At 68.8% G+C, this 21667-nt stretch carries 17 protein-coding genes; 16 read left to right on the forward strand and 1 reads right to left on the reverse strand.

Going from position 1 to position 21667, the window contains the following annotated elements:
- Window positions 1-202: 202 nt before the first annotated feature.
- The 13 genes from OG555_RS31365 (at window position 203) to OG555_RS31425 (ending at window position 15062) form a co-directional block, all read left to right on the forward strand.
- Window positions 203-2029, forward strand: coding sequence for a hypothetical protein (locus OG555_RS31365; RefSeq protein WP_329476157.1), 1827 nt, complete (start codon window positions 203-205; stop codon window positions 2027-2029).
- Between the two features lie 781 nt (window positions 2030-2810).
- Entirely contained in the window at window positions 2811-3278 is a 468-nt protein-coding gene (locus tag OG555_RS31370; RefSeq protein ID WP_329476158.1) for a hotdog fold domain-containing protein, read from the forward strand.
- A gap of 10 nt (window positions 3279-3288) precedes the next feature.
- Complete coding sequence (locus tag OG555_RS31375) at window positions 3289-4461, forward strand: GNAT family N-acetyltransferase (RefSeq protein ID WP_329476159.1); 1173 nt, start codon at window positions 3289-3291, stop codon at window positions 4459-4461.
- A gap of 71 nt (window positions 4462-4532) precedes the next feature.
- Window positions 4533-5129, forward strand: coding sequence for a crossover junction endodeoxyribonuclease RuvC (gene ruvC, locus OG555_RS31380; RefSeq protein ID WP_329476160.1), 597 nt, complete (start codon window positions 4533-4535; stop codon window positions 5127-5129).
- The gene (gene ruvA / locus OG555_RS31385) at window positions 5126-5728 is read left to right on the forward strand and encodes a Holliday junction branch migration protein RuvA (RefSeq protein WP_329476161.1); all 603 of its coding nucleotides are present in this window, start codon (window positions 5126-5128) and stop codon (window positions 5726-5728) included. Before ruvC ends, ruvA begins: the two co-directional genes overlap by 4 nt.
- A 3-nt stretch (window positions 5729-5731) precedes the next feature.
- The gene (ruvB, locus tag OG555_RS31390; protein WP_329476162.1) at window positions 5732-6784 is read left to right on the forward strand and encodes a Holliday junction branch migration DNA helicase RuvB; all 1053 of its coding nucleotides are present in this window, start codon (window positions 5732-5734) and stop codon (window positions 6782-6784) included.
- Between the two features lie 225 nt (window positions 6785-7009).
- Complete coding sequence (gene yajC / locus OG555_RS31395; protein ID WP_329476163.1) at window positions 7010-7444, forward strand: preprotein translocase subunit YajC; 435 nt, start codon at window positions 7010-7012, stop codon at window positions 7442-7444.
- A gap of 123 nt (window positions 7445-7567) precedes the next feature.
- Window positions 7568-9268, forward strand: a complete 1701-nt coding sequence (secD, locus tag OG555_RS31400) for a protein translocase subunit SecD (RefSeq protein ID WP_329484904.1) — start codon at window positions 7568-7570, stop codon at window positions 9266-9268.
- Complete coding sequence (gene secF / locus OG555_RS31405) at window positions 9268-10461, forward strand: protein translocase subunit SecF (RefSeq protein ID WP_329476164.1); 1194 nt, start codon at window positions 9268-9270, stop codon at window positions 10459-10461. The genes secD and secF overlap by 1 nt, the downstream gene beginning before the upstream one ends.
- Window positions 10461-11000 carry an adenine phosphoribosyltransferase gene (locus OG555_RS31410; protein WP_329484905.1) on the forward strand — a complete coding sequence of 180 codons (540 nt, stop codon included), beginning with the start codon at window positions 10461-10463 and terminating at the stop codon, window positions 10998-11000. The genes secF and OG555_RS31410 overlap by 1 nt, the downstream gene beginning before the upstream one ends.
- A 284-nt stretch (window positions 11001-11284) precedes the next feature.
- The gene (locus OG555_RS31415) at window positions 11285-13483 is read left to right on the forward strand and encodes a RelA/SpoT family protein (RefSeq protein WP_329484906.1); all 2199 of its coding nucleotides are present in this window, start codon (window positions 11285-11287) and stop codon (window positions 13481-13483) included.
- Between the two features lie 40 nt (window positions 13484-13523).
- On the forward strand, window positions 13524-14096 hold the full coding sequence (locus OG555_RS31420) for a GrpB family protein (RefSeq protein WP_329476165.1): 573 nt from the start codon (window positions 13524-13526) through the stop codon (window positions 14094-14096).
- A 309-nt stretch (window positions 14097-14405) separates the two neighbouring features.
- Window positions 14406-15062, forward strand: coding sequence for a hypothetical protein (locus OG555_RS31425; RefSeq protein WP_329476166.1), 657 nt, complete (start codon window positions 14406-14408; stop codon window positions 15060-15062).
- Window positions 15063-15065: 3 nt separating this feature from the next.
- On the opposite strand, the gene OG555_RS31430 is transcribed toward OG555_RS31425, so the two are convergent.
- On the reverse strand, window positions 15066-15965 hold the full coding sequence (locus tag OG555_RS31430) for a hypothetical protein (RefSeq protein ID WP_329476167.1): 900 nt from the start codon (window positions 15963-15965) through the stop codon (window positions 15066-15068).
- Window positions 15966-16155: 190 nt separating this feature from the next.
- Between OG555_RS31430 and OG555_RS31435 the strand changes: the two genes are divergently transcribed.
- The 3 genes from OG555_RS31435 (at window position 16156) to OG555_RS31445 (ending at window position 21631) form a co-directional block, all read left to right on the forward strand.
- Window positions 16156-16737: a papain-like cysteine protease family protein gene (locus OG555_RS31435; protein ID WP_329476168.1), complete on the forward strand. Its 582-nt coding sequence runs from the start codon at window positions 16156-16158 to the stop codon at window positions 16735-16737.
- Window positions 16738-16739: 2 nt separating this feature from the next.
- Entirely contained in the window at window positions 16740-17549 is an 810-nt protein-coding gene (locus OG555_RS31440; protein WP_329476169.1) for a hypothetical protein, read from the forward strand.
- 227 nt (window positions 17550-17776) lie between these two features.
- The gene (locus tag OG555_RS31445) at window positions 17777-21631 is read left to right on the forward strand and encodes a hypothetical protein (RefSeq protein ID WP_329476170.1); all 3855 of its coding nucleotides are present in this window, start codon (window positions 17777-17779) and stop codon (window positions 21629-21631) included.
- Window positions 21632-21667: the final 36 nt, after the last annotated feature.

The following is a 21667-nucleotide window of genomic DNA, read 5'->3' on the forward strand; positions in this document are numbered from 1 at the left end:
TCCTGCGTGACCAGATCGGGGCAACGACACCAAGGAGGACGCGGAAACTTCGGATACGACGTGCTCCCGGCCCTGGCCGCCGCCGCTTGAGAGTACATGTTTCGTCGGTCGATCGTTGTGTGATGTTTTCCCTTGTGGATAAGGGGTTTCGGGGTCTTCGTCGATTTGCGGCGGTCCAGTGGCGGTGCGTAGAATCGCACACATGTTCGAAGGAGATCTGGCGACGCTGTCGACGGCCGACCTGCTGGAGTCGGCCGTCGAGTGGCGTGCCGTCGGCACCCGGGCCGATGCCCGGGTCCTCGAGGTCGCCTTGGTCTATGCCGATCGCTTTCACCCTGACGCGGGCCCGGCCCGCCCGGGCCGCCGTGCCTGCGACGGCCGCGAACGCGCGGTCGTGCTGGGTGGCGACGGCTGCCCGGAGATCCTGGAGTTCGCGATCGCCGAGTTCGCGGTCATGCTCGGCATCTCCCCGTGGGTCGCGGCGAACTACGTGGGTCAGGCGTTGGCGCTGCGGCACCGATTCCCCTTCACCTGGGCCAGAGTCCTGGCCGGTGAGGCCACCGCGTGGAAGGCCTGCCGCATCGTCGCCGACTGCGCGAAACTGACCCAGGACGCCGCCGCCTACGTCGACCAACGGATCGCAAGCCTCATCGACTCGATCACCCCATACCGGCTGAACAAGATCGTCCAGGCCGCCAGGATGCACACCGATCCCGACCTGGCGCGGGCCGAGGCCGCCGAGAAGACCCGCGAACGCGGCGTGTTCGTCGGGCACAGCGACGAGCACGGCACCAAGACCATGTACATCAAGGCCGCCGCCGGCGCGGTGATCCGCAACAAGGCGACCCTCGACGCGATCGCCGAGGCGCTGAAGACCTTCGGCGACACCCGCCCGGTCCAGCACCGCCGCGCGGACGCGGTCGGCATCCTCGCCGACCCCCGCTACACCCAAGAACTCCTCACCCAAGCCCGCCACCACCTCCACAGCACCACCGACACAGCGCCGAACGCCACCGCACACGACAACACCGCTCCACCCACCACCGGCGCCACGGACACCACCGCGGGCACCACCGAGCCCGGCGCGACCGTTCCGAGCACGAGCGCTCCGGGCGCCGCGAGAGGCGGGACCGCTCAGGGCAGCACCGCTCCGGACAGCACCGCTCCGGACACCGCCGCTCCCGACACCGTGGACCCCGAGGCAGACCCCTACGACGTCCGGGCGAGCGTCCGCGACGAGGCCCGCCCGGACGACGAGGCCGACCGCGACGCACCCCACCCCAGCACCAGCGACCTGCCCGACCCCCTCGACACCCCCGACACCGTGCCGATCGAACCCTTCGACCCCTCCGACCCCGGCCTACACCTCGACCCCGACGACGGCGAACCCCTGAACGCCGCCGCACGCCGCGCCCTGCACGCGCGCCTGGCCCAGATCAAACTCGACGCCTACACCCACCCCAACACACCAACCGGCACCGACCGCACGCGCGGCGCCAGCGGCAGTAGACGGCCACGCCCGGGACAAACCCAGATCTATGTCCACCTCACCGACCACACCCTGGCCACCGGCACCGGCGTACTCCGCGCCGAAGCCATCGGCCCGCTGCTCGCCGACCAGCTGAGCGAGCTCATCGGCCACGGCCCGTACACCGTCAAGCCCGTCATCGACCTCAACGACGCGGTCAGCGTCGACGCCTACGAGATCCCCGACCGGATCCGCGAACGCGTCAAACTCACCCACCCGGTCGAGTTGTTCCCGTTCGGCACCCAAGAGACCCGCAGCGGCATGGACCTGGACCACCTCCGGCCCTACGACCCCCTCGGCCCACCAGGCCAAACCAACAGCACCAACCTCGCACCCCTCGGCCGCTACGGTCACCGGGTCAAGACCCACGCCCACGGCTGGACCGTCCGCCGCCTCGACCACCAGACCCTGGAATGGACCACACCCCACGGCTTCACCTTCCACGTGACCCCCGCCGGCACCATCAGAGTCAATCGTCCCCGAAGCGAATACCCGACCTAACCACCCTGCTCGTTCCGGCGCTTGACCGTTGCCTGTCTTCGACACCACACGACTGCGCCGACACTCCCGGCCATCTCGGCGTGTGAAGAGATGTCGCCAGCCGGTGAAAGTCGCCGCCTCCGGGAGGTCGCCCGTCTCTGGAAAAGCTCGCTGCCTCTCGGCGGCCGTTCCCCGGGTGCCTTCGGCAGCGCAGATACGGCAACGGTGGCGGCGTGCACTGGTAACATGTCGGAGCCTACGGCGAAGGCGAACCCGTCGCGGTCAACGCAGACCCCGAGAAGCAGATAGAGCACGGGCGCAGCCGGCCGATGCATCGTCCTCTGGTGGTTGTTCTGGTCCCGACAGACGCAGGTGTGGCGGATGGGCGCATCCTTCGTCTGCACCAAGACAACAAGGAGGCCCGCCATAATCCCGAGGGCATCGACCGGTCACATGGTGTGAACGATCGGGTTGGCGAGGTTGGTCGGCTGCACCACCGCTCGGGGTGCGAACCGAGCGTGCAGCTGGATTCGTCCGGCGGGTCATCGGCAAGCAGATGGTGATGTGTCGAGCCGGCCTGCTGCGGTCCAGCTCATGCTGCTGCGCCTATGAGCGACCCTCGCAGATCAGATCCAGTTCCCCCCGTGGCTGCGTCGCCGCAGGCAGTTGTCTCGCCGATTGCGTCCGGTCGTCTTGGCGCTGCGCGACTGCCGCCGGAGGCGGCCGAAAGACTGGCGCCGCGAAGCGGGGTCCTTTAGGCAGATTCTCTCGACGAAAAGTGACTCGTAGGTAACATAAGCACATGGCGAGTCAGGTGTTGGGGATGTGGGAGCGGTTGCGGGTGGTGCCCGGTGGGGAGCGGGTGTTTTCGCGGGCGTTCACGTGGCGGGCGCCGTACTTCCGGTCGATCCGGCCGCGGTTCGTGCAGGTGAGTCCGAACTATGCGGCGCTGGTGCTGCCGAAGCGGCGGGCGGTGCAGAACCACATCGGGACCGTGCATGCGATTGCCGTGTGCAACGGTTTGGAGGCGGCCATGGGGGCGTTGGCGGAGGCGACGGTTCCGCGCGGCAAGCGGTGGCTGCCGAAGGGGATGGAGGTCGCCTACCTGGCCAAGTCCACCTCCGACCTGACCTGCTCCGCCGAGACGGATCCGGGTGCGTGGACCGCGGGTCCCGACGTACCCGTGAAGGTCAAGGCCACTCGCGACGACGGCACCGTGGTTGTGGAAGGCACGATCCATCTGTGGGTGACGGACCGGCCCGCGTCGTAGGGTCGACGGCGTGACTGATGCGCTGCGGTTGGTGGACCTCACCGAAGACCACCTCGAGGACGTGTTGCGGGTCCGGAGGCAGTCGTTCGGGGCGTTGGGGTCGGGGGCCCGGGACGAGTGGTGGAAGTACGCCGTCAAGTTCCTCGAGGACGGCCGGTACGTCGGGGTCGCCGACGGGGACGAGGTGGTCGCGGCGGCTCGGTTCTGGGACTTCGAGCAATGGTGGGGCGGCCGGCGGGTCCCGATGGCTGGTGTGGCCGGCGTGGTCGTGGCACCGGAGTACCGCGGGCGTGGTGTCGGCAGCAAGTTGATGCGTGGGGTGCTGCGGCGCGCGGCCGAGAAGGGCTTCCCGCTGTCCGGGCTGTATCCGGCGACCACGGTGATCTATCGGCACCTCGGCTACGAGTTCGGCGGCTCGCGGTACAAGTTCTCCTTCCAGTCCGCGGATCTGCGCCGGCTCGGCGGCAAGGACGTCAGCATCCGGAGGGCCGGTCCCGACGACGCCGAGCGGTTCCGTGAGGTGGCGAGCCGGGTCAACGAGTCCCGGCGGGCGAACGGTCCGCTGATCTGGCCGCTCGACGAGATCGAGGAGTGGCTCGCGGACGAGGACAACACCGCGTTCCTCGCCGAGGACGGTTTCGTTCTGTACAACTGGGCGGGCGACGAGGAGTTGGGCATCGAGGAGTTGATCGCCGGCTCGGAGCGGACCGCCCGGGCGTTGTGGGCGACGGTCGGTTCGGGGTCGTCGACCGCGAAGACGGTGCATGCCTACCTTCCGCCGGCCGATCCGATCCACTTGATGGTCGAGACCGAGGCGGCGAAGTCGGCCGAGATCCAGCGGTGGATGCTGCGGCTGCTCGATGCCCCGGCGGCGATCGCGGCCCGTGGGTTCGCGGCCGGCGCCGTACTGGAGTTGGACGTGCGCATCGAGGATCCCGACGTACCGGAGAACAGCGGGGACTGGCATCTGTCGGTGGCTGACGGATCCGGGCAACTGGCGAAGGCGCAGTCGTCGGGGGACGCAATCGGGGTGGGGCCGCGCGGATTGGCTGCTTTGTACGCCGGTACGTCGCTCGCAGCGCTGCGGGGAGCTGGCTTGCTTCAGGGTGGATCGGTGGCCGCGGATCCAGCCATCGAGGCCGCCTTCGCGGGGCCGACACCGTACATGCTCGACTACTTCTGATCCGGCGCGTCGATTTCCGGCTGTCCGGGACCGCCGACTAGGGTTGTCGAACAAACGTTCGGAGGTGGTCCATGCGCGTGCTCGGCGTCGACCCGGGGCTCACCCGGTGCGGCCTCGGCATCGTCGAGGGCACCCCGGGCAAGCCGCCGACGCTGGTCGCCGTCGGGGTGATCCGGACGCCGGCCGACCTGGACGTGGCCAAGCGGCTGGTCCGGATCGAGGCCGAGCTGGAGGAGTGGATCACCAAGCATCGGCCGGATGCGGTAGCGGTCGAGCGGGTGTTCGCGCAGCAGAACGTCCGCACGGTGATGGGTACGGCGCAGGCGTCCGGAGTGGCCATGGTCGTCGCGGCCCGGCGCGGTCTGCCGGTCGCGTTGCACACGCCCAGTGAGGTCAAGGCCGCCGTCACCGGATCGGGCCGGGCCGACAAGGAGCAGGTGACCACGATGGTCACCCGGATTCTCAAGCTGGCCGAGCGCCCGACGCCCGCTGACGCAGCCGATGCGCTGGCGCTGGCGATCTGTCACGTCTGGCGTGGTGGCGTGACGAGCAAGTTGCAGGAAGCGGCCGCGAGCCGGACGAACCTCGAGGCCCTGGCGCAGGCGCAGTCCCGCCTGCAGCTGGCCAGGTTGCGGGCCGCGGTGGCAGCACAGGAAGGCAGGAGATGATCGCGTTCGTGCGGGGGCCGGTGGCGGCCATCGGGGTGGACAGTGCCGTGATCGAGGTCGGGGGAGTGGGCCTGCAGGTGTTCTGCCATCCCGGCACGCTGGCGGGCCTGCGGCCGGGGCAGGAGGCCCGGGTCGCGACCTCGATGGTCGTGCGGGAGGACTCGCTGACGTTGTACGGGTTCTCGGACGACGACGAGAAGGATCTGTTCGAGCTGCTGCAGACGGCGTCCGGAGTCGGGCCGAAGCTGGCGCAGGCCGCGCTGGCCGTGCTGAGCCCGGACCAGCTGCGACAGGCGGTTGCGACCGAGAATCTCGCCGTACTGGTGAAAGTTCCCGGCATCGGCAAGAAGGGCGCGCAGCGCATCGTGCTGGAGCTCAAGGACAAGATCGGTGCGCCGTCGAAGACGGTCACCGGCCGTCCGCTGCAGGCGCAGGAGGCCTGGCGTGACCAGGTGCACGCCGGTCTGGTCGGCCTCGGCTGGTCGGCCCGGGACGCGGAGGATGCCGTCACCGCGGTCTCGCCGCTCGCCGCCGACAACCCGAACCCGTCCGTCCCCGATCTGCTCCGCGCCGCGCTGCGCGTGCTCTCGAAGGCGTAATCCATGGAGGACAACGTCCGGCCGCTCGTGTCCGCGGACGCGGTGGATCTCGAGGAACGCAAGATCGAGTCCGCGCTGCGGCCGCGCACTTTGGCCGAGTTCGGCGGGCAGCGCCGGGTCAGCGAGCAGCTCGAGCTCGTCCTGCACGCCGCCCGCGGACGCAGCCGGGCTCCGGATCACGTCCTGCTGTCCGGCCCGCCCGGGCTCGGTAAGACCACGCTGGCGATGATCATCGCCAGCGAGCTGTCCGCGCCACTGCGAGTGACCAGCGGTCCGGCGATCCAGCACGCCGGCGACCTGGCCGCGATCCTGTCGGGTCTGAGCGAGGGCGAAGTGCTGTTCCTCGACGAGATCCACCGGATGTCGCGGCCCGCCGAAGAGCTGCTCTACATGGCGATGGAGGACTTCCGGGTCGACGTGATCGTCGGCAAGGGGCCGGGCGCGACCGCGATCCCGCTGGAGATCCCGCCGTTCACACTGGTCGGCGCGACCACGCGCGCCGGGTTGCTGCCGGGGCCGCTGCGGGACCGGTTCGGGTTCACCGGTCACCTGGAGTTCTACGAGGCCGCCGAGCTGGAGAAGATCGTGAACCGGTCGGCCGCGCTGCTCGAGGTCGACATCACCCCGGAGGCCGCGGCCGAGATCGCGTCCCGGTCCCGCGGTACGCCGCGGATCGCGAACCGGCTGCTTCGCCGGGTCCGCGACTACGCGGAGGTACGGGCCGATGGCATCGTGACGCTCGCGCTGTCGAAGGCGGCGCTGGAGCTGTACGAGGTGGACAAAATGGGCCTGGACCGGCTCGACCGGTCCGTTCTGGACGCGCTGTGCCGCCGATTCGGCGGGGGACCGGTGGGTCTTTCCACGTTGGCGGTTGCGGTCGGCGAAGAACGTGAGACCGTGGAGGAAGTGGCCGAGCCATTCCTGGTCCGGTCCGGTTATCTGGCCCGTACGCCGCGCGGCCGCGTCGCCACGCCCGCGGCCTGGCGGCACATCGGGCTCAAGGTCCCGAAGGGCGCCACCTTCGCGGACACTCTGTTCGACACCGACGACGACTGAAAGAGTTCGACCCAGACTGACACCGAGGGAACGTCCGTGGGTGCCGGTACGTAGACACTGCGTAGCGAGTAACTCAAACGTGACCCGGTGTCATGAGGTACTTGTTGCCGCTCAGGGTTAGACTCCCCGATGGCCTGACCTCAGGCCATTCCGCTGCGACCTGCGCGCTTGAGCAGAGCGTGCCGGACGCCCGTACTCCCGATCGACGAAGGATTCTGAGACCCGATGCAACTCCTCGCCGTACCGATGGCCTCTTCCGGCGGCTCCGGCATCACGCTGCTGCTGCCGCTGATCCTGATTGTCGGGATGATCTGGTTCATGAGCCGCACGCAGCGTAAGCAGCGCGCCCGGCAGGCAGAGACGGTGGCCGCGCTCAGCCCCGGCACCAAGGTGATCACCACCAGCGGTCTGGTCGGCATCGTCGAAGAGACCGACGACGAGTACGTGACCCTGGAGATCTCCGAGGGCGTGCTGGTGCAGGTGGTCAAGGCCGCGGTCGGCCGGGTCGTCCCGGACGACGACGGCGTCGACGACGCGGACGAGCCGATGATCGACGGGACCGCCAAGGACACCGTCGACGTACCGCACGCCGGCAAGGACAAGGCCGACGGCAAGGTGCAGGACGCGCCGAAGCTGCCGCCGACGCACACCGAGAACTGATTTCCGTCCCAACGGCCTGCGGCGCGACGCCCGGCGTCCACTCGACGTTGCGGCGCGCCCAGAAGCACAAAGGTTGAATCTGACGTGGCAACGACGACGACATCCAGGCCCTGGCGGAACTTGATCGCCCTGGCGGTCATCGTGGTCCTGCTGTTCGGGATCATGGCGCTGACCAACACCTGGAAGCCCAAGCTCGGCCTGGACCTGCGCGGTGGCACCACCATCACGCTGACCGCGAAGCCGGTGGCAGGCAGCGGCTCGGTGACCGCCGATCAACTGAACGAGGCGAAGAACATCATCTCGCAGCGGGTCAACGGCGCGGGTGTCGCGGAGGCCGACATCACGACCTCCGGCGGAAACCACATCAACGTGGCCGTCCCGGGCGCCACGCAGGACGCGCTGGTGAAGCAGGTCGGCCAGACCGCGCTGCTCTACTTCCGGATCGTCTACGACGCCCAGGCGCTCGCGCCGGCGGCGACACCGACGCCGGCCCCGACCGGGACGCCGAAGCCGAGCACGACGCCGAAGCCCAGTACGACGGTGAAGCCCGGCACCACGGTCAAGCCGAGCACCACCCCGAAGGGCCGGGCCTGGACCAGTGCGCTCGGTGAAGCCACGCCGACTCCGAAGCCGAGCACGACGCCGACCGCCAAGCCGAGTACGCCGGCCGCCACGCCGCCGGCGCCCGCGACCAACACCGGCGACCCGTTGACCTACACCCCGGACGCGGCGATTCAAGCCGCGTTCGCAAAGTTCGAGTGCGGTGACCCGCAGACCCAGGACCCGAGCCTGCCGCAGTTCTCCTGCGACCGCAACAAGCAGTACAAGTACCTGCTCGGCCCGGCGATCCTCAGGGGTACCGACCTGGCCGACGCCAGCGCGGGCATCCCGCAGGGCGGCTTCCAGTGGCAGGTGAACCTGAAGTTCACCGGTGAGGGCGGCGACAAGTTCCTCAAGGCCACCACGAACATCTCCCAGCGCGGTCAGGGCCAGAACCTGTTCGCGATCGTGCTCGACGGGGTGACGATCTCGACGCCGAGCGTGGAGAACCCGATCCCAGGTGGCCAGGCGCAGATCACCGGCACGTTCACCGAGGCCGAGGCGCGCGACCTGGCGAACGTGCTGAAGTACGGCGCCCTGCCGGTCTCGTTCGACATCTCCTCGGTCGAGACCGTGTCGCCGCAGCTCGGTGGCGACCAGCTGACCGCGGGCATCTGGGCCGGCATCATCGGCCTCATCCTGGTCGTCGCGTTCTGCTTCCTGTACTACCGGGGGCTGGGGATCGTCGTGGTGGCGTCGCTGGGGATCGCGGGCATCCTGGTGTACCAGCTCGTCTGTCTGCTCGGCCATGCGATCGGGTTCACCCTGACCCTGGCCGGCATCGCCGGTCTGATCGTGGCGGTCGGTATCACCGCGGACTCGTTCATCATCTACTTCGAACGACTCCGCGACGAGGTCCGTGAGGGCCGCAGCCTGCGCTCCTCGGTGGAGACCGGGTGGGCCCGCGCCAAGCACACGATCATCGCGGCCGACTCGATCTCGCTGCTCGCCGCGGCGGTGCTCTACGTCCTGGCGATCGGCAGTGTGAAGGGCTTCGCGTTCACGCTCGGCCTGACCACGCTGCTCGACCTGCTGATCGTCTTCATGTTCACCAAGCCGCTGATGACGCTGCTGGCCAGGACCGAGTTCTTCGGTCACGGCCACAAGCTGTCTGGTCTGGATCCCGAACATCTCGGTGTCGAGCGGCTACCGGGCCAGACGAAACCGTCGGCCCGGCCTGCCAAGCCGTCGTCGAGGCCCAAGCCGGTTGGAGGGGAGGTCTGATGTCGAAGCTCGGACAGCTGGGTGCCAAGCTGCACCGCGGTGAGGTCTCGTACGACTTCATCGGTCATCGCAAGCTCTGGTTCGGCATCTCCCTGGCCCTGATCGTCGTGTCGCTGGTCGGCCTGTTCGCCCGGGGCCTGGCGCTCGGCATCGAGTTCAAGGGCGGCGTCGAGTACCAGGCGAACGTCAAGGTCACCAGTAGCACCGTCGACGACTTCACGAACGTGGTGAAGGCGACCAATGCCAAGGATCTCGGCGACCCGGTCGTGACCACCATCGGCTCCGACAAGGTGCGGGTGCAGACCAAGCCGCTGGCGCAGGACGACATCGCGAAGGTCCGGGCCGCGATCGCCAAGCAGGCCGGGATCCCGATCGAGCAGGTGACCTCACAGCAGATCGGCGCGTCCTGGGGCAAGCAGATCGCGGACAAGGCGATCTGGGCGCTGGTTGTGTTCCTCGGCCTGGTGTTCCTGGTGATCTGGGCCTACTTCCGAGAACCCAAGGCCTCAGCGGCCGCGATCATCGCGCTGATCCACGACGTGACGATCACGGTCGGCGTGTACGCGTTGGTCGGTTTCGACGTCACGCCGGCCACGGTGATCGGCGTACTGACGATCCTCGGTTACTCGCTGTACGACACCGTCGTCGTGTTCGACAAGATCCGGGAGAACACCCGGGGCATTACCGGGAACAACCGGTACACCTACTCCGAGGCAACCAACCTGGCCGTCAACCAGACCGTCGTACGGTCGATCAACACCACGGTGACCGCGTTGCTGCCGATCGCCTCGATCCTCGTCGTCGGCACCGTGGTGCTGGGGACCGGGCCGCTGAAGGACCTGTCGCTGGCGCTGTTCGTCGGTGTCGCGGTCGGTGCGTACTCGTCGATCTTCATCGCGCCGGCACTGCTCGCGACCTTCAAGGAGCGCGAGCCGGGCATGCAGGCACTGCACCGCCGGGTCATGGCCAGGCGGGCCCAGGCGGCGAGCGCGGCTGCTCCGGTCGCGGTGGCGCCCGCGGGTGCTGCTGCGGGTGCGGGTGCGGCCGCCGCGCGGTCCGTCCAGCAGGACACGCCGCGCAAGAAGGACCGGCCGGCAGGTACGGCGCCGACGCCCGCGGCACGCCCGATGAAGGCGACAGCGGCCGGTCGGCCGCAGCCGACGCGCAAGCCGCGGTCGAAGCGCGGCAAGTGATGCGGTCGCTCGAGCAGGTCCTGACCGACGGCATCCGCGACATCCCGGACTACCCGCAGGCGGGGGTGGTGTTCAAGGACATCACCCCGCTGCTGGCCGACCACAGCGGGTTCGCCCAGGTGGTCGAGGCGCTGGCCGCCTCCGGGAAGGACGACGACGGGAACCCGGTGGTCGACAAGGTGGTCGGGATCGAGGCGCGCGGCTTCATCCTGGCCGCCCCGGTCGCGCTCGCCCTCGGCGCCGGGTTCGTGCCGGTGCGGAAGAAGGGCAAGTTGCCGGCTGCGACCTACGAGGAGTCGTACGCGCTGGAGTACGGCGAGGCGACCATCGAGGTGCACCAGGACGCGTTCGCGCCGGGGGAGCGGGTGCTCGTGATCGACGACGTCCTCGCCACCGGCGGCACGGTCGAGGCGTGTCTGCGGCTGATCCGGCGCTGCGGCGCCGAGGTGCTGGGGACGACGGTGCTGCTGGAACTCTCCTTCCTGCCGGGCCGCAAACGCCTCGCCGACGAGCAGTTGACCGCCCTCGTCACGGTGTGAATCAGTCGCCCTACCCGGCGTGTTGTCCACAGGGTGTTTCTGCCTCGTTGGCCGTCGCCCCCTAGACTGGTGGTCTGTCGGCGGAGGGACACAACGTGGGCGAAGACCCGGCGATGACATCGGCGGTGCCGAACGTGGTACCGCAGGAGCCCCCGCGCGCGCCCACACCCGTTCGCCCGGCGCCCGTGTCGCCGCCCGCCGCCCAACCGCCCCGGCTCGCGCCCGCCCGCGTTCGCGCCCGGCTCGCCCGCCTCGGCGGCACCAGGCACCCGAACCGCGCGCCGATGCTCGAGCCGCTGTTCCGGGTCGTCCGTGCGACCCACCCGAAGGCCGACCTCGGCATGATCGAGCGCGCCTACCGGACCGCGGAGAAGTACCACACCGGCCAGCTCCGCAAGAGCGGTGACGCGTACATCACGCACCCGCTCGCGGTCGCCACCATCCTGGCCGAGCTCGGTATGACGGCGCCGACCCTGTGCGCCGCGCTCCTGCACGACACCGTCGAGGACACGCCGTACACGGTCGCGGACCTGACTCGCGACTTCGGCGAAGAGATCGCCATGCTCGTCGACGGCGTCACCAAGCTCGACAAGGTCAAGTACGGCGAGTCCGCGCAGGCCGAGACCATCCGCAAGATGGTCGTCGCGATGGCCAAGGACATCCGGGTGCTGGTGATCAAGCTCGCCGACCGGCTGCACAACATGCGCACGCTCGGCTTCCTGCGGCAGGAGAAGCAGGAGCGGATCGCTCGCGAGACCCTCGAGATCTACGCCCCGCTGGCCCACCGGCTGGGTATGAACACGATCAAGTGGGAGCTCGAGGACCTGTCCTTCTCGACCCTGCACCCGAAGGTGTACGACGAGATCGTCCGGCTGGTCGCCGAGCGCGCGCCGTCCCGGGACGAATACCTCGCGTCGGTCATCGACCAGGTGCACGAGGACCTGCGCGGGGCCAAGGTGAAGGCGACCGTCACCGGCCGGCCGAAGCACTACTACTCGATCTACCAGAAGATGATCGTGCGCGGCCGCGAGTTCGGCGACATCTACGACCTGGTCGGCATCCGCGTGCTGGTCGAGTCGGTCCGGGACTGCTACGCCGCGCTCGGCATACTGCACGCGCGGTGGAACCCGGTGCCCGGCCGGTTCAAGGACTACATCGCGATGCCGAAGTTCAACATGTACCAGTCGCTGCACACCACCGTGATCGGGCCGCAGGGCAAGCCGGTGGAGCTGCAGATCCGGTCGTTCTCGATGCACCGCCGGGCGGAGTACGGCATCGCCGCGCACTGGAAGTACAAGGAGGACCCGACGACCGCCGCGCCGGACGTGGCCGGTGCGCCGACCACCGAGATCGGCGGGCCGAACGAGATGCCCTGGGTGCGGCAGCTCGTCGACTGGCAGCGGGAGACCTCCGACCCGTCGGAGTTCCTCGACTCGCTGCGGTTCGAGATCAACAACTCCGAGGTCTACGTCTTCACCCCGCGCGGCGACGTGATGTCGCTGCCGACGGGGTCGTCGCCGGTCGACTTCGCGTACGCGATCCACACGGAGGTCGGGCACCGCTGCATCGGCGCCCGGGTCAACGGCCGGCTCGTGCCGCTGGAGAGCACCCTCGAGAACGGTGACGTCGTCGAGGTCTTCACCTCGAAGGCACAGGGCGCCGGTCCGTCGCGCGACTGGCTGACGTTCGTCAAGAGCCCGCGCGCGCGGAACAAGATCAAGCACTGGTTCTCCAAGGAGCGCCGCGACGAGGCGATCGAGCACGGCAAGGACGCGATCGCCAAGCAGCTCCGCAAGGAGGGCCTGCCGCTGCAGCGCCTGCTCTCGCATGAGACGCTCACCGCGGTGGCCAACTCGCTGCGCTACCCGGATGTCACCGGTCTGTACGCCGCGGTCGGCGAGAGCCACGTCAGCGCACAGGCCGTCGTACGGCGTCTGATCGAGACATACGGCGGTGAGGAGGGCGCGGCCGAGGATCTGTCCGAGGGCGTGCGGCTGCCGGCCAGTCGTGAGCGCCGGAAGCGGACGGCTCGCGGCGACGCCGGTGTCATCGTCAAGGGCGCGACGGACGTGCTGTCGAAGCTGGCCCGGTGTTGTACGCCGGTGCCGGGCGACGAGATCATCGGCTGGGTCACGCGCGGCGCCGGGGTTTCGGTGCACCGGGCGGACTGCGCCAACGTGGAGAACCTGCAGACCCAGCCGGAGCGCATCGTCGAGGTCGAGTGGGCCCCGACCGCTCAGTCCGTCTTCCTGGTCGCGATCCAGGTCGAGGCGCTGGACCGGGCCCGCCTGCTCTCGGACATCACCCGGGTGCTGTCCGACTACCACGTGAACATCCTGTCCGCGGCCCTCACCACCACCCGCGACCGGATCGCCAAGTCCCGCTTCACCTTCGAAATGGGCGACCCCACCCACCTCGGCCATGTCCTGAAGGCCGTCCGCTCCGTCGAAGGCGTCTTCGACGTCTACCGCGTCACGCAATAACTCGGTCGACACCAGGTCCGGTGCTCGGCAAGCTGGTCCGATGCCCTTTCCTGATGAGATCCACGCGTCGGTTTCAGTTGTCGACTATCAGCCGGGGTGGCCGGACGAGTTCGAGCTGATCGCCGGGAGGCTGGCTGCGGCGCTGGGGCATCGGGCGGTGGCGGTGGATCATGTCGGATCCACCTCGGTGCCCGGTCTGCCGGCCAAGGACTGCATCGACGTGCAGGTGCGGACTGCCGACCTGGACGGCGATGGGCTGGTGGAAACGATGGAAGGGCTGGGCTTCCGGCTGAGGCCGGAGCCGTGGAACGTCCTCGAGGTCTCGAGCGGTACGCAGAGCCGCAAGCGTGTCTTCGCGCCACCGGTGGGGGCTCGGTCGTCCAACATCCACTTCCGGATCGCGGGCGGGCCGAACGCTCGGTATGCGTTGCTGTTCCGGGACTACCTGCGGGCCGACGAGGCGGCGCGGGTCGGCTGGGGAGCGTTCAAGCAGCGGCTGGCGGTCAGCGTGACCGACTGGGCTGACTACGGGCAGATCAAGGCACCGGCGACGCAGGTGCTGATCGCGGGCGCCGAGCGGTGGGCGCGGGAGACCGGCTGGTCGCCCAGCTGACCTGGCTGCGTTTGAGGGCCGGGGGAGACTGCGAGTATGAGCTCGTCAGGTCGGCTTGGACGTCGCGGACTGCTGGTATCGGGTGCTGGGTTGCTGGCCGGGTGCAGTGGATCCTCGGCTGACAGTGGGCCGAGCAGTTCGGTTGCCTCGAGTCCCGCGGGGACGTCGAGGGCACCTAGCACGCCAACGGCGTCGACGGCGCCGGCTACACCGAGTGCGCCGGCTTCTACTCCCACGGTCGCGCTGCCTTCGGTGCGGGCGTGGATACCTGGGTCCGGGGAGATCCAGCCTGAGGCCAAGGCGGTGGCGGTGGCGGCTGTGGTGAAGTTGCTGCGGCCGGCTGGGACGCGGTCGGTGATTGACGTGATCGATGCGCAGTACGGCGGGATCCTGAGCAACTCGGCGAGTGTGCTGGTGCCGTGCCGGGTGTACACGATCAGCGGTGGGCGTGTGGTCAGCGGTGGTACGACGGTCGACGTACGGCTGAGCAAGTCGCGGGGGAGTTGGCGGGTGACGGCGACGCACCCGGCGCAGCCTGGAGCGGCGGCCGCGCGGTTGTCGGCGGCGGCGCGGCAGGTGCTGGCGAGTGATCGGATCTCGTTGCCGCCGGCATCCGCGGCCGACATCCGGTCGGGGCAGGTGCATGACAGCGTGCTCACCACGATGCTGCAGCTCGCCACGACGTACCGGATCGGGATCAGTGTGATCCGCTCCGGTCATCCACTGGATGTCTTCGGCACCAGCAGGCCGAGCGATCACCCGCGCGGGCGGGCGTTCGACACCTGGCAGATCGATCGTCACCCGGTCGTTGCCCCGAGCACCTCACGGTCGCTGATCACGTCGTACATGCGGGCGGCGGAGTCGCTCGGCTCGTACAACGTCGGCGGCCCGTACCAGCTGTCCGGTGCGGCGTTCTTCTCCGACCAGACCCACCACGACCACGTGCACGCCGGCTTCCAGACCTGAGCGTCAGTCCCACTCCCACGCGATGCCGACGGTGCCGGGATCGGTGGACGGCTCCACGACGTGCGCTCGGCCGTCGGGGGTGAGCATCAGGTCGCGCCGGACGAGGTCGGGACCACTCGTGTGGCGACGGCGGAACTTGTGCACTCGGACCGGCAGAGCGGCCCGGTCGAACTGCACCTCGAGCACGTAGTGGGCCCCGCCCCACTCGTTGAACCGCTGATAGTCCATCGCCGGTAGGCCGGTCCGGTCCTCGATGTCGTAGTGCACGACGGCGGTGTCGCCGACTGCGAGCATGCGGTCGAGCAGGAGTTCACCGAGCATCGCGCCGGTGTCAGGATGGCGTGCGATCCGGCCGGTCCGGCAGCCGCTCACCGCGCGCAGGGCGATGTGGTCGACGTTGCAGCCCGGCTCGCCTTGGGCAGCGATGATCAGGCGATCCACCGGTTGTACGGCGATGACACTCTGGGTCACGCGTCTTAGGTGGCCGCTCCGGTCGGGGCCGAGGTGGAGCTCCTCGAGCACGGTCACGTTGCGGAGGCGACCGTGGGCGTCGCGGCGGAGCCGATCGAGCAGCTCGGTCAGGGCCACGGCGTAGTCGACGACGGCGTACGGATGTGTGGAGCAGGCCGGCTCGCTGCGGGCGGGTGGGATGCGGACCGTCAGCCAGCCGGTGGGCAGGTGCAGGAGCTCCTCGAGCGCGGTGATGACGGCCAGCGAGTCGTCGCGAGGGATGCGGCGGCCGCTCTGCCACGTGCTGAGCGTGGCAACCCCGACCTGCAGGCCGCGATCGGCGAGGTGAGTGCGGATCCGGTTCAGGGCGAGGCCGCGGCGCGCTATCGCCTGCCGCAGCGCCTCGGCGAACGACGTCTCAGGAGTCACAGCCGGCACCGACGATTCGATCATGGTGACGCTCCTAGGGAATGGCGGTCCGCGGCTCAGTGTAAACATTCACAGCACAGTCCGGCACCGGCTTGTCACCCGCTGTTCACGGCAGCTTCGCGTTCACAGCGGGCGGTGGCGTCGTACGCCGGTTCTTGCCGCGGCCCGGCCGGGTCCCGACGATGGACATCCACCACCCATCGAAGGAGGCTCCATGAGCAGGCTTCGCCCCCGCCGCTCCTGGTCATTGCTGCTGGCAACGATCCTCGGACTGGCCGCGCTGGCACCGCTCGCGCCGCCGGCGTCGGCCGCGCCCGGCAGCTACTACCTGAACGTCACCGGGCAGTCCCAGCAGAAGTCGAACTGGTGCTGGGCGGCGAGCGGCAACAGCATCGCGGCGTTCTACGGACGCGCGTACTCGCAGAACCAGTTCTGCAACCTGGCCTTCGGCAACAGTCAGAACGCGACCTGCCCGAACAACCAGGCCACGCTGGCGAACGACCAGCAGGCCTTCCGCTCGATCGGGATCAGCGCCGGCAGCTACGTCTCGGGCACGCTGAGCTTCAGCACCCTCGTCACCGAGATCGCGGCCGGGCGCCCGGTGATGACGCGGATCGGCTGGACGTCGGGCGGCGGTCACATGATGGACATCATCGGGTACGACTCCTCCGACTCGACGATCGAGTTCTACAACCCCTGGCCGGACGACCCGCGCTACAACTACTCGACCTACAACTGGTACCGGTCGAACTCCCAGTTCACCTGGACCCACTCCCTGTACCGGATCGGAGCCTGACCATGCCCCGCCCCAAGAACATCCTGCTCCGCTCCGCCGCCGTACTGGCCGTCGGTCTCGGACTGCTGATGACCTTCGCCGGTGGTGCGAATGCGGCGACCCCGCAACCGGTCTCCGCCACTGAGTTGTCCAAGGCAACCACTGCGGCCCAGTCACCGACCGCCCTCCGCCTGCTCGGCAAACTCGCCACCACGAGCTCCGCGAAGACCACCGGCAAACTCGCCGTCGCGCCGGACACCCACGCGATCTACGCCCTCAATCCGGCCTTCGTCCGCGACACCTCGGCGCCCGTGGCAACCTTCTGGTACGCCGCAACTGCCGCCACCCAAGGCAATCAGTCGCTGACCGTCTTCACCGCCCTCGACGCGGCCACCGGCACCTGGCAACCGGTGAACGTAGCCAGCGGCAACACCGAAGCCCGCATGAGCACCGCAGCCCGCGGCGCCCTCGTCTTCACCGAACCCCAGATCGGCGCCTGGTACGCCCTCACCGGCACCCGGATCCGCCCCCTCAACCCCGCCGCCGCCAAGTCCATCGGCACCGCCCCCATCACAGTCGCCGCTTACCAAGACCTGGTCGCCACGCGCTACTCCGACAAACTCCCCGGCACCCACTACTCCGACGAAGGCACCGCCGGCGGCTACGACGTCGCCACTGCACCCTCCACCGACAGCTACAACGACCTCACCGCCGCACCCCCCACCGATACCTACAACGACCTCATCCTCCCCATCACCTGCGCAGCCGCACTCCTTCTGGTCCTCGCCGTCGGCGTTCTCCGCCACCGCCGCGGCAAGCCCGCCTCCAACTAAACCCTCGCCCGCCGCGAGCCGGCAGCCAGGCGAGTTTGCGCGGCACTTGACGGGCCGTGAAGGGCAGCCCGGCGAAGTAGTACGGCAGGTCGTACTCGAACATCCCAGCAGGAGGCCCTCAGCGTGCTGAGAGTTGTCCACAGGGAGTGAGGTCTTGACAACAGGTTGATGGAGTGGCGAGCTTGCTGGAGGCAACAGCGCTCTCGGGGGACTAAGGGGAGTGCGGTATGACGATTGGACGGGTTCGGCTTGCGGTAGCGGCGATCGGGTCGGCGGTGCTGATAGCGGGGCTGGTGACGGCTCCGGGCAGCGCTGTTGGCAGTGCGGTGGTCGACGACACCCCGACGTTGCAGCCGGGAGCGGCGCCGCCGCGAATCAGTGAGGAAGACGAGCAGGTCCAGCTGCAGCGGGACCTGTTCTTCATGAGTCGCCGTACGGCGGGCGACCAGCCGCTCGACAACCAGCAGGCCGGAGCATTGCGTGCGGCCGCGGCCCGCGCCGCGGCCGACCTCCGTAAGAACGGGACGCCAAGTCCTGGCCCTGCGACGTTCACCGGTACCTGGACCGGCCTCGGACCAGATCCGATCGTCCAGGTGACCCGCAGTACGCCGATCTTCACCGCGATGGCCGGGCGGATCGGGGCACTGGCGATCCGGCCCAGCAACGGCCAATTCATCCTCGGCGGCGCCCAGGGTGGCATCTGGCTCTACGACCCATCGACCGGCACCTGGTCGGCGAAGACTGACGGCCAGCCGTCCCTCGCCATCGGCGCGATTGCCGTGGCACCGTCCAACGACGCCATCGTGTACGCCGGTACCGGTGAGGGCGCACTGTCCGGCGACAGCTACTTCGGCAACGGCGTCATGAAGTCCACCGACGGCGGCGAGCACTGGGCCCACGTGTCCGGCGACTTCTTTGAAGGCGTGTCGACCTCGGCCCTGGTGGTCGATCCGGCCAACGCGAACCACCTCTACGCCGCGATCCTGCGTGGGCGCGGCGGAGCCAAACGTACGACGCCTCCCGTGCACTCGAAGTACGGCGTCTGGGAGTCCAAGGACGGCGGCACGAGCTGGACCCTGCTGAAGGAAGCGAAGTCGGAGCTGAACGGCGCCACCGACCTCGAGCTGGACCCGCAGAACCCGAGCATCCTCTACAGCTCGTTCTGGGGGGACGCGATCTACAAGAGCACCGACGCCGGCGCGCACTGGGCACCGATCATGACCGGTCTGCCGGCCGCCGACTACGCCGGTACCGGGACGCGGTTCGCGCTCGGACTGTCGCATCCGGCGGGGCAGAACGCCGTACTGTACGCGGGATTCAACTGGAACGATCAGCCTTCCAGGGTCTTCAAGTCGACGAACCAGGGGGCCAGCTGGGCGATCCTGCCGGCCGGCACCGGCGCTGACACCGTCGAGGACTACTGCGCGGAGCAATGCACGTACGACAACGTGATCCTCGCGGATCCGGTGAACCCGAACATCGTCTACGCGGCCGGCCAGTTCAACTACGACATCGGATCCGGCGGCATCTTCCGGTCCGACGACGGTGGCCAGACCTGGAAGAACCTCGGCTGGGACCAGCACCCGGACTTCCACGCGGTCGCACTCGACCCGGCGAACCCGGCGCACGTCCTCATCGGCAACGACGGTGGCGTCTGGTACAGCGCCGACCGCGGCGGCCGGCCGAGCGCCACCGACCCGCTCAGCGCGGTCACGTGGCAGAACCTCAACGGCACCGTGGATCCGAACACCGCGGCGGTGACCCATCGCACCGGTCTCCAGCTCGGTCAGTTCACCTCGATCGCGAACGTGCCGACCGTGCCGGCCAGGGTCTGGGGCGGTACGCAGGACAACGGCACCGACCGTAAGTCGACGGCCTCGGCCAGCTGGTTCGACGTCGCCAGCGGTGACGGCGGTCAAGTGCTGGTCGACCCGAACGACGCGAACTTCGTGTTCGGCACGTACTTCGGCATCACCCCGTATCGCTACACCGACGGCGGAGCGGCGTTCTTCTCCAACCAGTTCATCCAGACCGGGATCAATCTGAACGATCGGGCCGAGTTCTACATCCCCTGGGTGCAGAACCAGCAGCGGACGGATCAGCTGTTCCTCGGCACCTACCGGCTGTACCGCACGGACAACGCGAAGGCTCCGTCGGCGGGTGACGTGCGGTGGAAGCCGATCAGTCCCGACCTGAGCAGCGGCTGCACCGGCGCGGCTCCCAACGGCGGACGCGGCTGCTTCATCTCGGCGATCGGCGTGGGTGGCGGCAACGCCGTCTACACCGGCGCGGAAGACGGGTACGTGTACGTCAGCCCGAACGCCCAGGTCACGGACACGCCCACCTGGACCCGGCTGGACAACGGCAAGCTGCCGAAGCGGCCGCCCACGCAGATCGCGGTCGACCCGAGCAACTACCGGATCGCGTACATCTCCTACGCGGGCTTCAACCGGGCGACGCCGTCCCGGCCCGGTCACGTCTTCAAGACCACCGACGGCGGGGCGAGCTGGACCGACATCAGCTTCAACCTGCCCGACAGCCCGGTGAACTCGATCATCCTCGACCCGTCGTACGCGAACACTCTGTACGCCGGAACGGATGTCGGACCTTTCGTCACTCACGACGGCGGCGTGCACTGGGCACCGCTCGGCTCCGGCATGCCGGACGCCGCGATCTGGCAGCTCAACCTGGATCCGTCCCACCGGGTGCTGGCAGCCGGAACCCACGGTCGGGGAGCGTTCCGGAGCTTCGACACGACGGCCGTCCCGGCGCTCGTCGTGAGCAAGGTGGACGCGGGCGTGCCGGTCGGACCGTCGAGCCGACTCGACTACGCGATCACGCTGAAGAACATCGGCAACGCCGCCGCAACCGGGGTGAGGCTGACCGACCCGATCCCGGCGAACACATCGTTCCTCGACGCCGACAACGGTGGTACGAACGTTGCCGGAGTCGCGACGTGGACCGGTCTGACCATTCCGGCGGGCGGCAGTGTCACCGTGCACCTCGGCGTACGGATCGCCAGTTCGAAGAAGCTGTCCGCGATTGTCAACGACGGCGTACGAGCCACGTCCGCCGAAGGTCCCTTCACGACCGGCTCACCGGTGACGACCCCGATCGCACCGGCCTACGCCGTCGGCCTCACGCCGGCGACGCAGACCGACGGCGGTCGGCCGGGGACCACGGTGAACTACCCGCTGTCGGTCAAGAACCTCGGCTTCACCACCGACAGCTACACGTTGTCGAGCAGTGGCGGGACCGACCCGGTCGCGTTCTTCGACTCGACCTGTACGACGCCGGCCACGACGACACCGGCGGTCGCGCCAGGGGCGACGGCAGCGGTCTGCGTCAAGGTGACGGCTGGGGCGACCGGCACGAACACGGCCACCGTGACCGCGACCTCGGCCGGTAGTCCGGGGGTCACGGCGACCGCTTCGATCAAGACCATCGCGGTCACCGTCGACACCTTGCTCGTCGACAACGACAACAACTCGCCCGACGTGCAAGGGGTGTATTCGACCGCCCTGACCAGCAAGGGTGTCCAGTTCGACACCTGGGACCTCGGCGCCGACAGCAACCTGCCGCTGAACTACCTGCTCGCACACAAGAACGTCGTGTGGTTCACCGGGAACAGCTACCCGGCACCGATCACGCCGTACGAGCAACGGCTGCAGGCGTTCCTGACCGCGGGCGGGCGGCTGCTGATGTCCGGTCAGGACATCCTCGACCAGGCAGCGGGTACGACGGCCTTCGTGCACGACTTCCTGCACATCACCTGGGACGGGAGCGAGACGCAGAACGACAAGGGCACTGACGCCGTGCACGGCGTCGCCGGGAACCCGGTGACGAACGGCATCGGCACGGTGCCGCTGAACCACGCGGTCCTGGGCGCTGAGTTCGAGGACCAGATCACGCCGAACGGTGGTGCGCTGACGGCGTTCACCGATGACGCCACTCAGCCGGACGCACTGTCGTTCGCCGGGACGTACAAGGTCGTCTTCCTGGCCTTCCCGTTGGAGGCCTACGGAACGGCGGCCGACAAGGCAGACCTGATCGGCCGGACGATGACCTTCTTCGGGCCGTAAGCCCGGGCTGACGCCTGCGGGAGCGGGGCCCGCGGG

The organism is Kribbella sp. NBC_01484, from assembly GCF_036227145.1.
Taxonomy (GTDB): domain Bacteria; phylum Actinomycetota; class Actinomycetes; order Propionibacteriales; family Kribbellaceae; genus Kribbella.

What these genes read in the sequence shown, in the direction of transcription:
- OG555_RS31370 (WP_329476158.1), top strand. Translation starts at nt 2,811, where the DNA reads ATGGCGAGTCAGGTGTTGGGGATGTGGGAGCGGTTGCGGGTGGTGCCC.
- OG555_RS31420 (WP_329476165.1), top strand. Translation starts at nt 13,524, where the DNA reads ATGCCCTTTCCTGATGAGATCCACGCGTCGGTTTCAGTTGTCGACTAT.
- ruvA (WP_329476161.1), top strand. Translation starts at nt 5,126, where the DNA reads ATGATCGCGTTCGTGCGGGGGCCGGTGGCGGCCATCGGGGTGGACAGT.
- OG555_RS31410 (WP_329484905.1), top strand. Translation starts at nt 10,461, where the DNA reads ATGCGGTCGCTCGAGCAGGTCCTGACCGACGGCATCCGCGACATCCCG.
- OG555_RS31430 (WP_329476167.1), bottom strand. Translation starts at nt 15,965, where the DNA reads ATGATCGAATCGTCGGTGCCGGCTGTGACTCCTGAGACGTCGTTCGCC.
- ruvB (WP_329476162.1), top strand. Translation starts at nt 5,732, where the DNA reads ATGGAGGACAACGTCCGGCCGCTCGTGTCCGCGGACGCGGTGGATCTC.
- OG555_RS31415 (WP_329484906.1), top strand. Translation starts at nt 11,285, where the DNA reads ATGCTCGAGCCGCTGTTCCGGGTCGTCCGTGCGACCCACCCGAAGGCC.
- OG555_RS31365 (WP_329476157.1), top strand. Translation starts at nt 203, where the DNA reads ATGTTCGAAGGAGATCTGGCGACGCTGTCGACGGCCGACCTGCTGGAG.
- yajC (WP_329476163.1), top strand. Translation starts at nt 7,010, where the DNA reads ATGCAACTCCTCGCCGTACCGATGGCCTCTTCCGGCGGCTCCGGCATC.
- OG555_RS31445 (WP_329476170.1), top strand. Translation starts at nt 17,777, where the DNA reads ATGACGATTGGACGGGTTCGGCTTGCGGTAGCGGCGATCGGGTCGGCG.
- ruvC (WP_329476160.1), top strand. Translation starts at nt 4,533, where the DNA reads ATGCGCGTGCTCGGCGTCGACCCGGGGCTCACCCGGTGCGGCCTCGGC.
- secF (WP_329476164.1), top strand. Translation starts at nt 9,268, where the DNA reads ATGTCGAAGCTCGGACAGCTGGGTGCCAAGCTGCACCGCGGTGAGGTC.
- OG555_RS31440 (WP_329476169.1), top strand. Translation starts at nt 16,740, where the DNA reads ATGCCCCGCCCCAAGAACATCCTGCTCCGCTCCGCCGCCGTACTGGCC.
- OG555_RS31435 (WP_329476168.1), top strand. Translation starts at nt 16,156, where the DNA reads ATGAGCAGGCTTCGCCCCCGCCGCTCCTGGTCATTGCTGCTGGCAACG.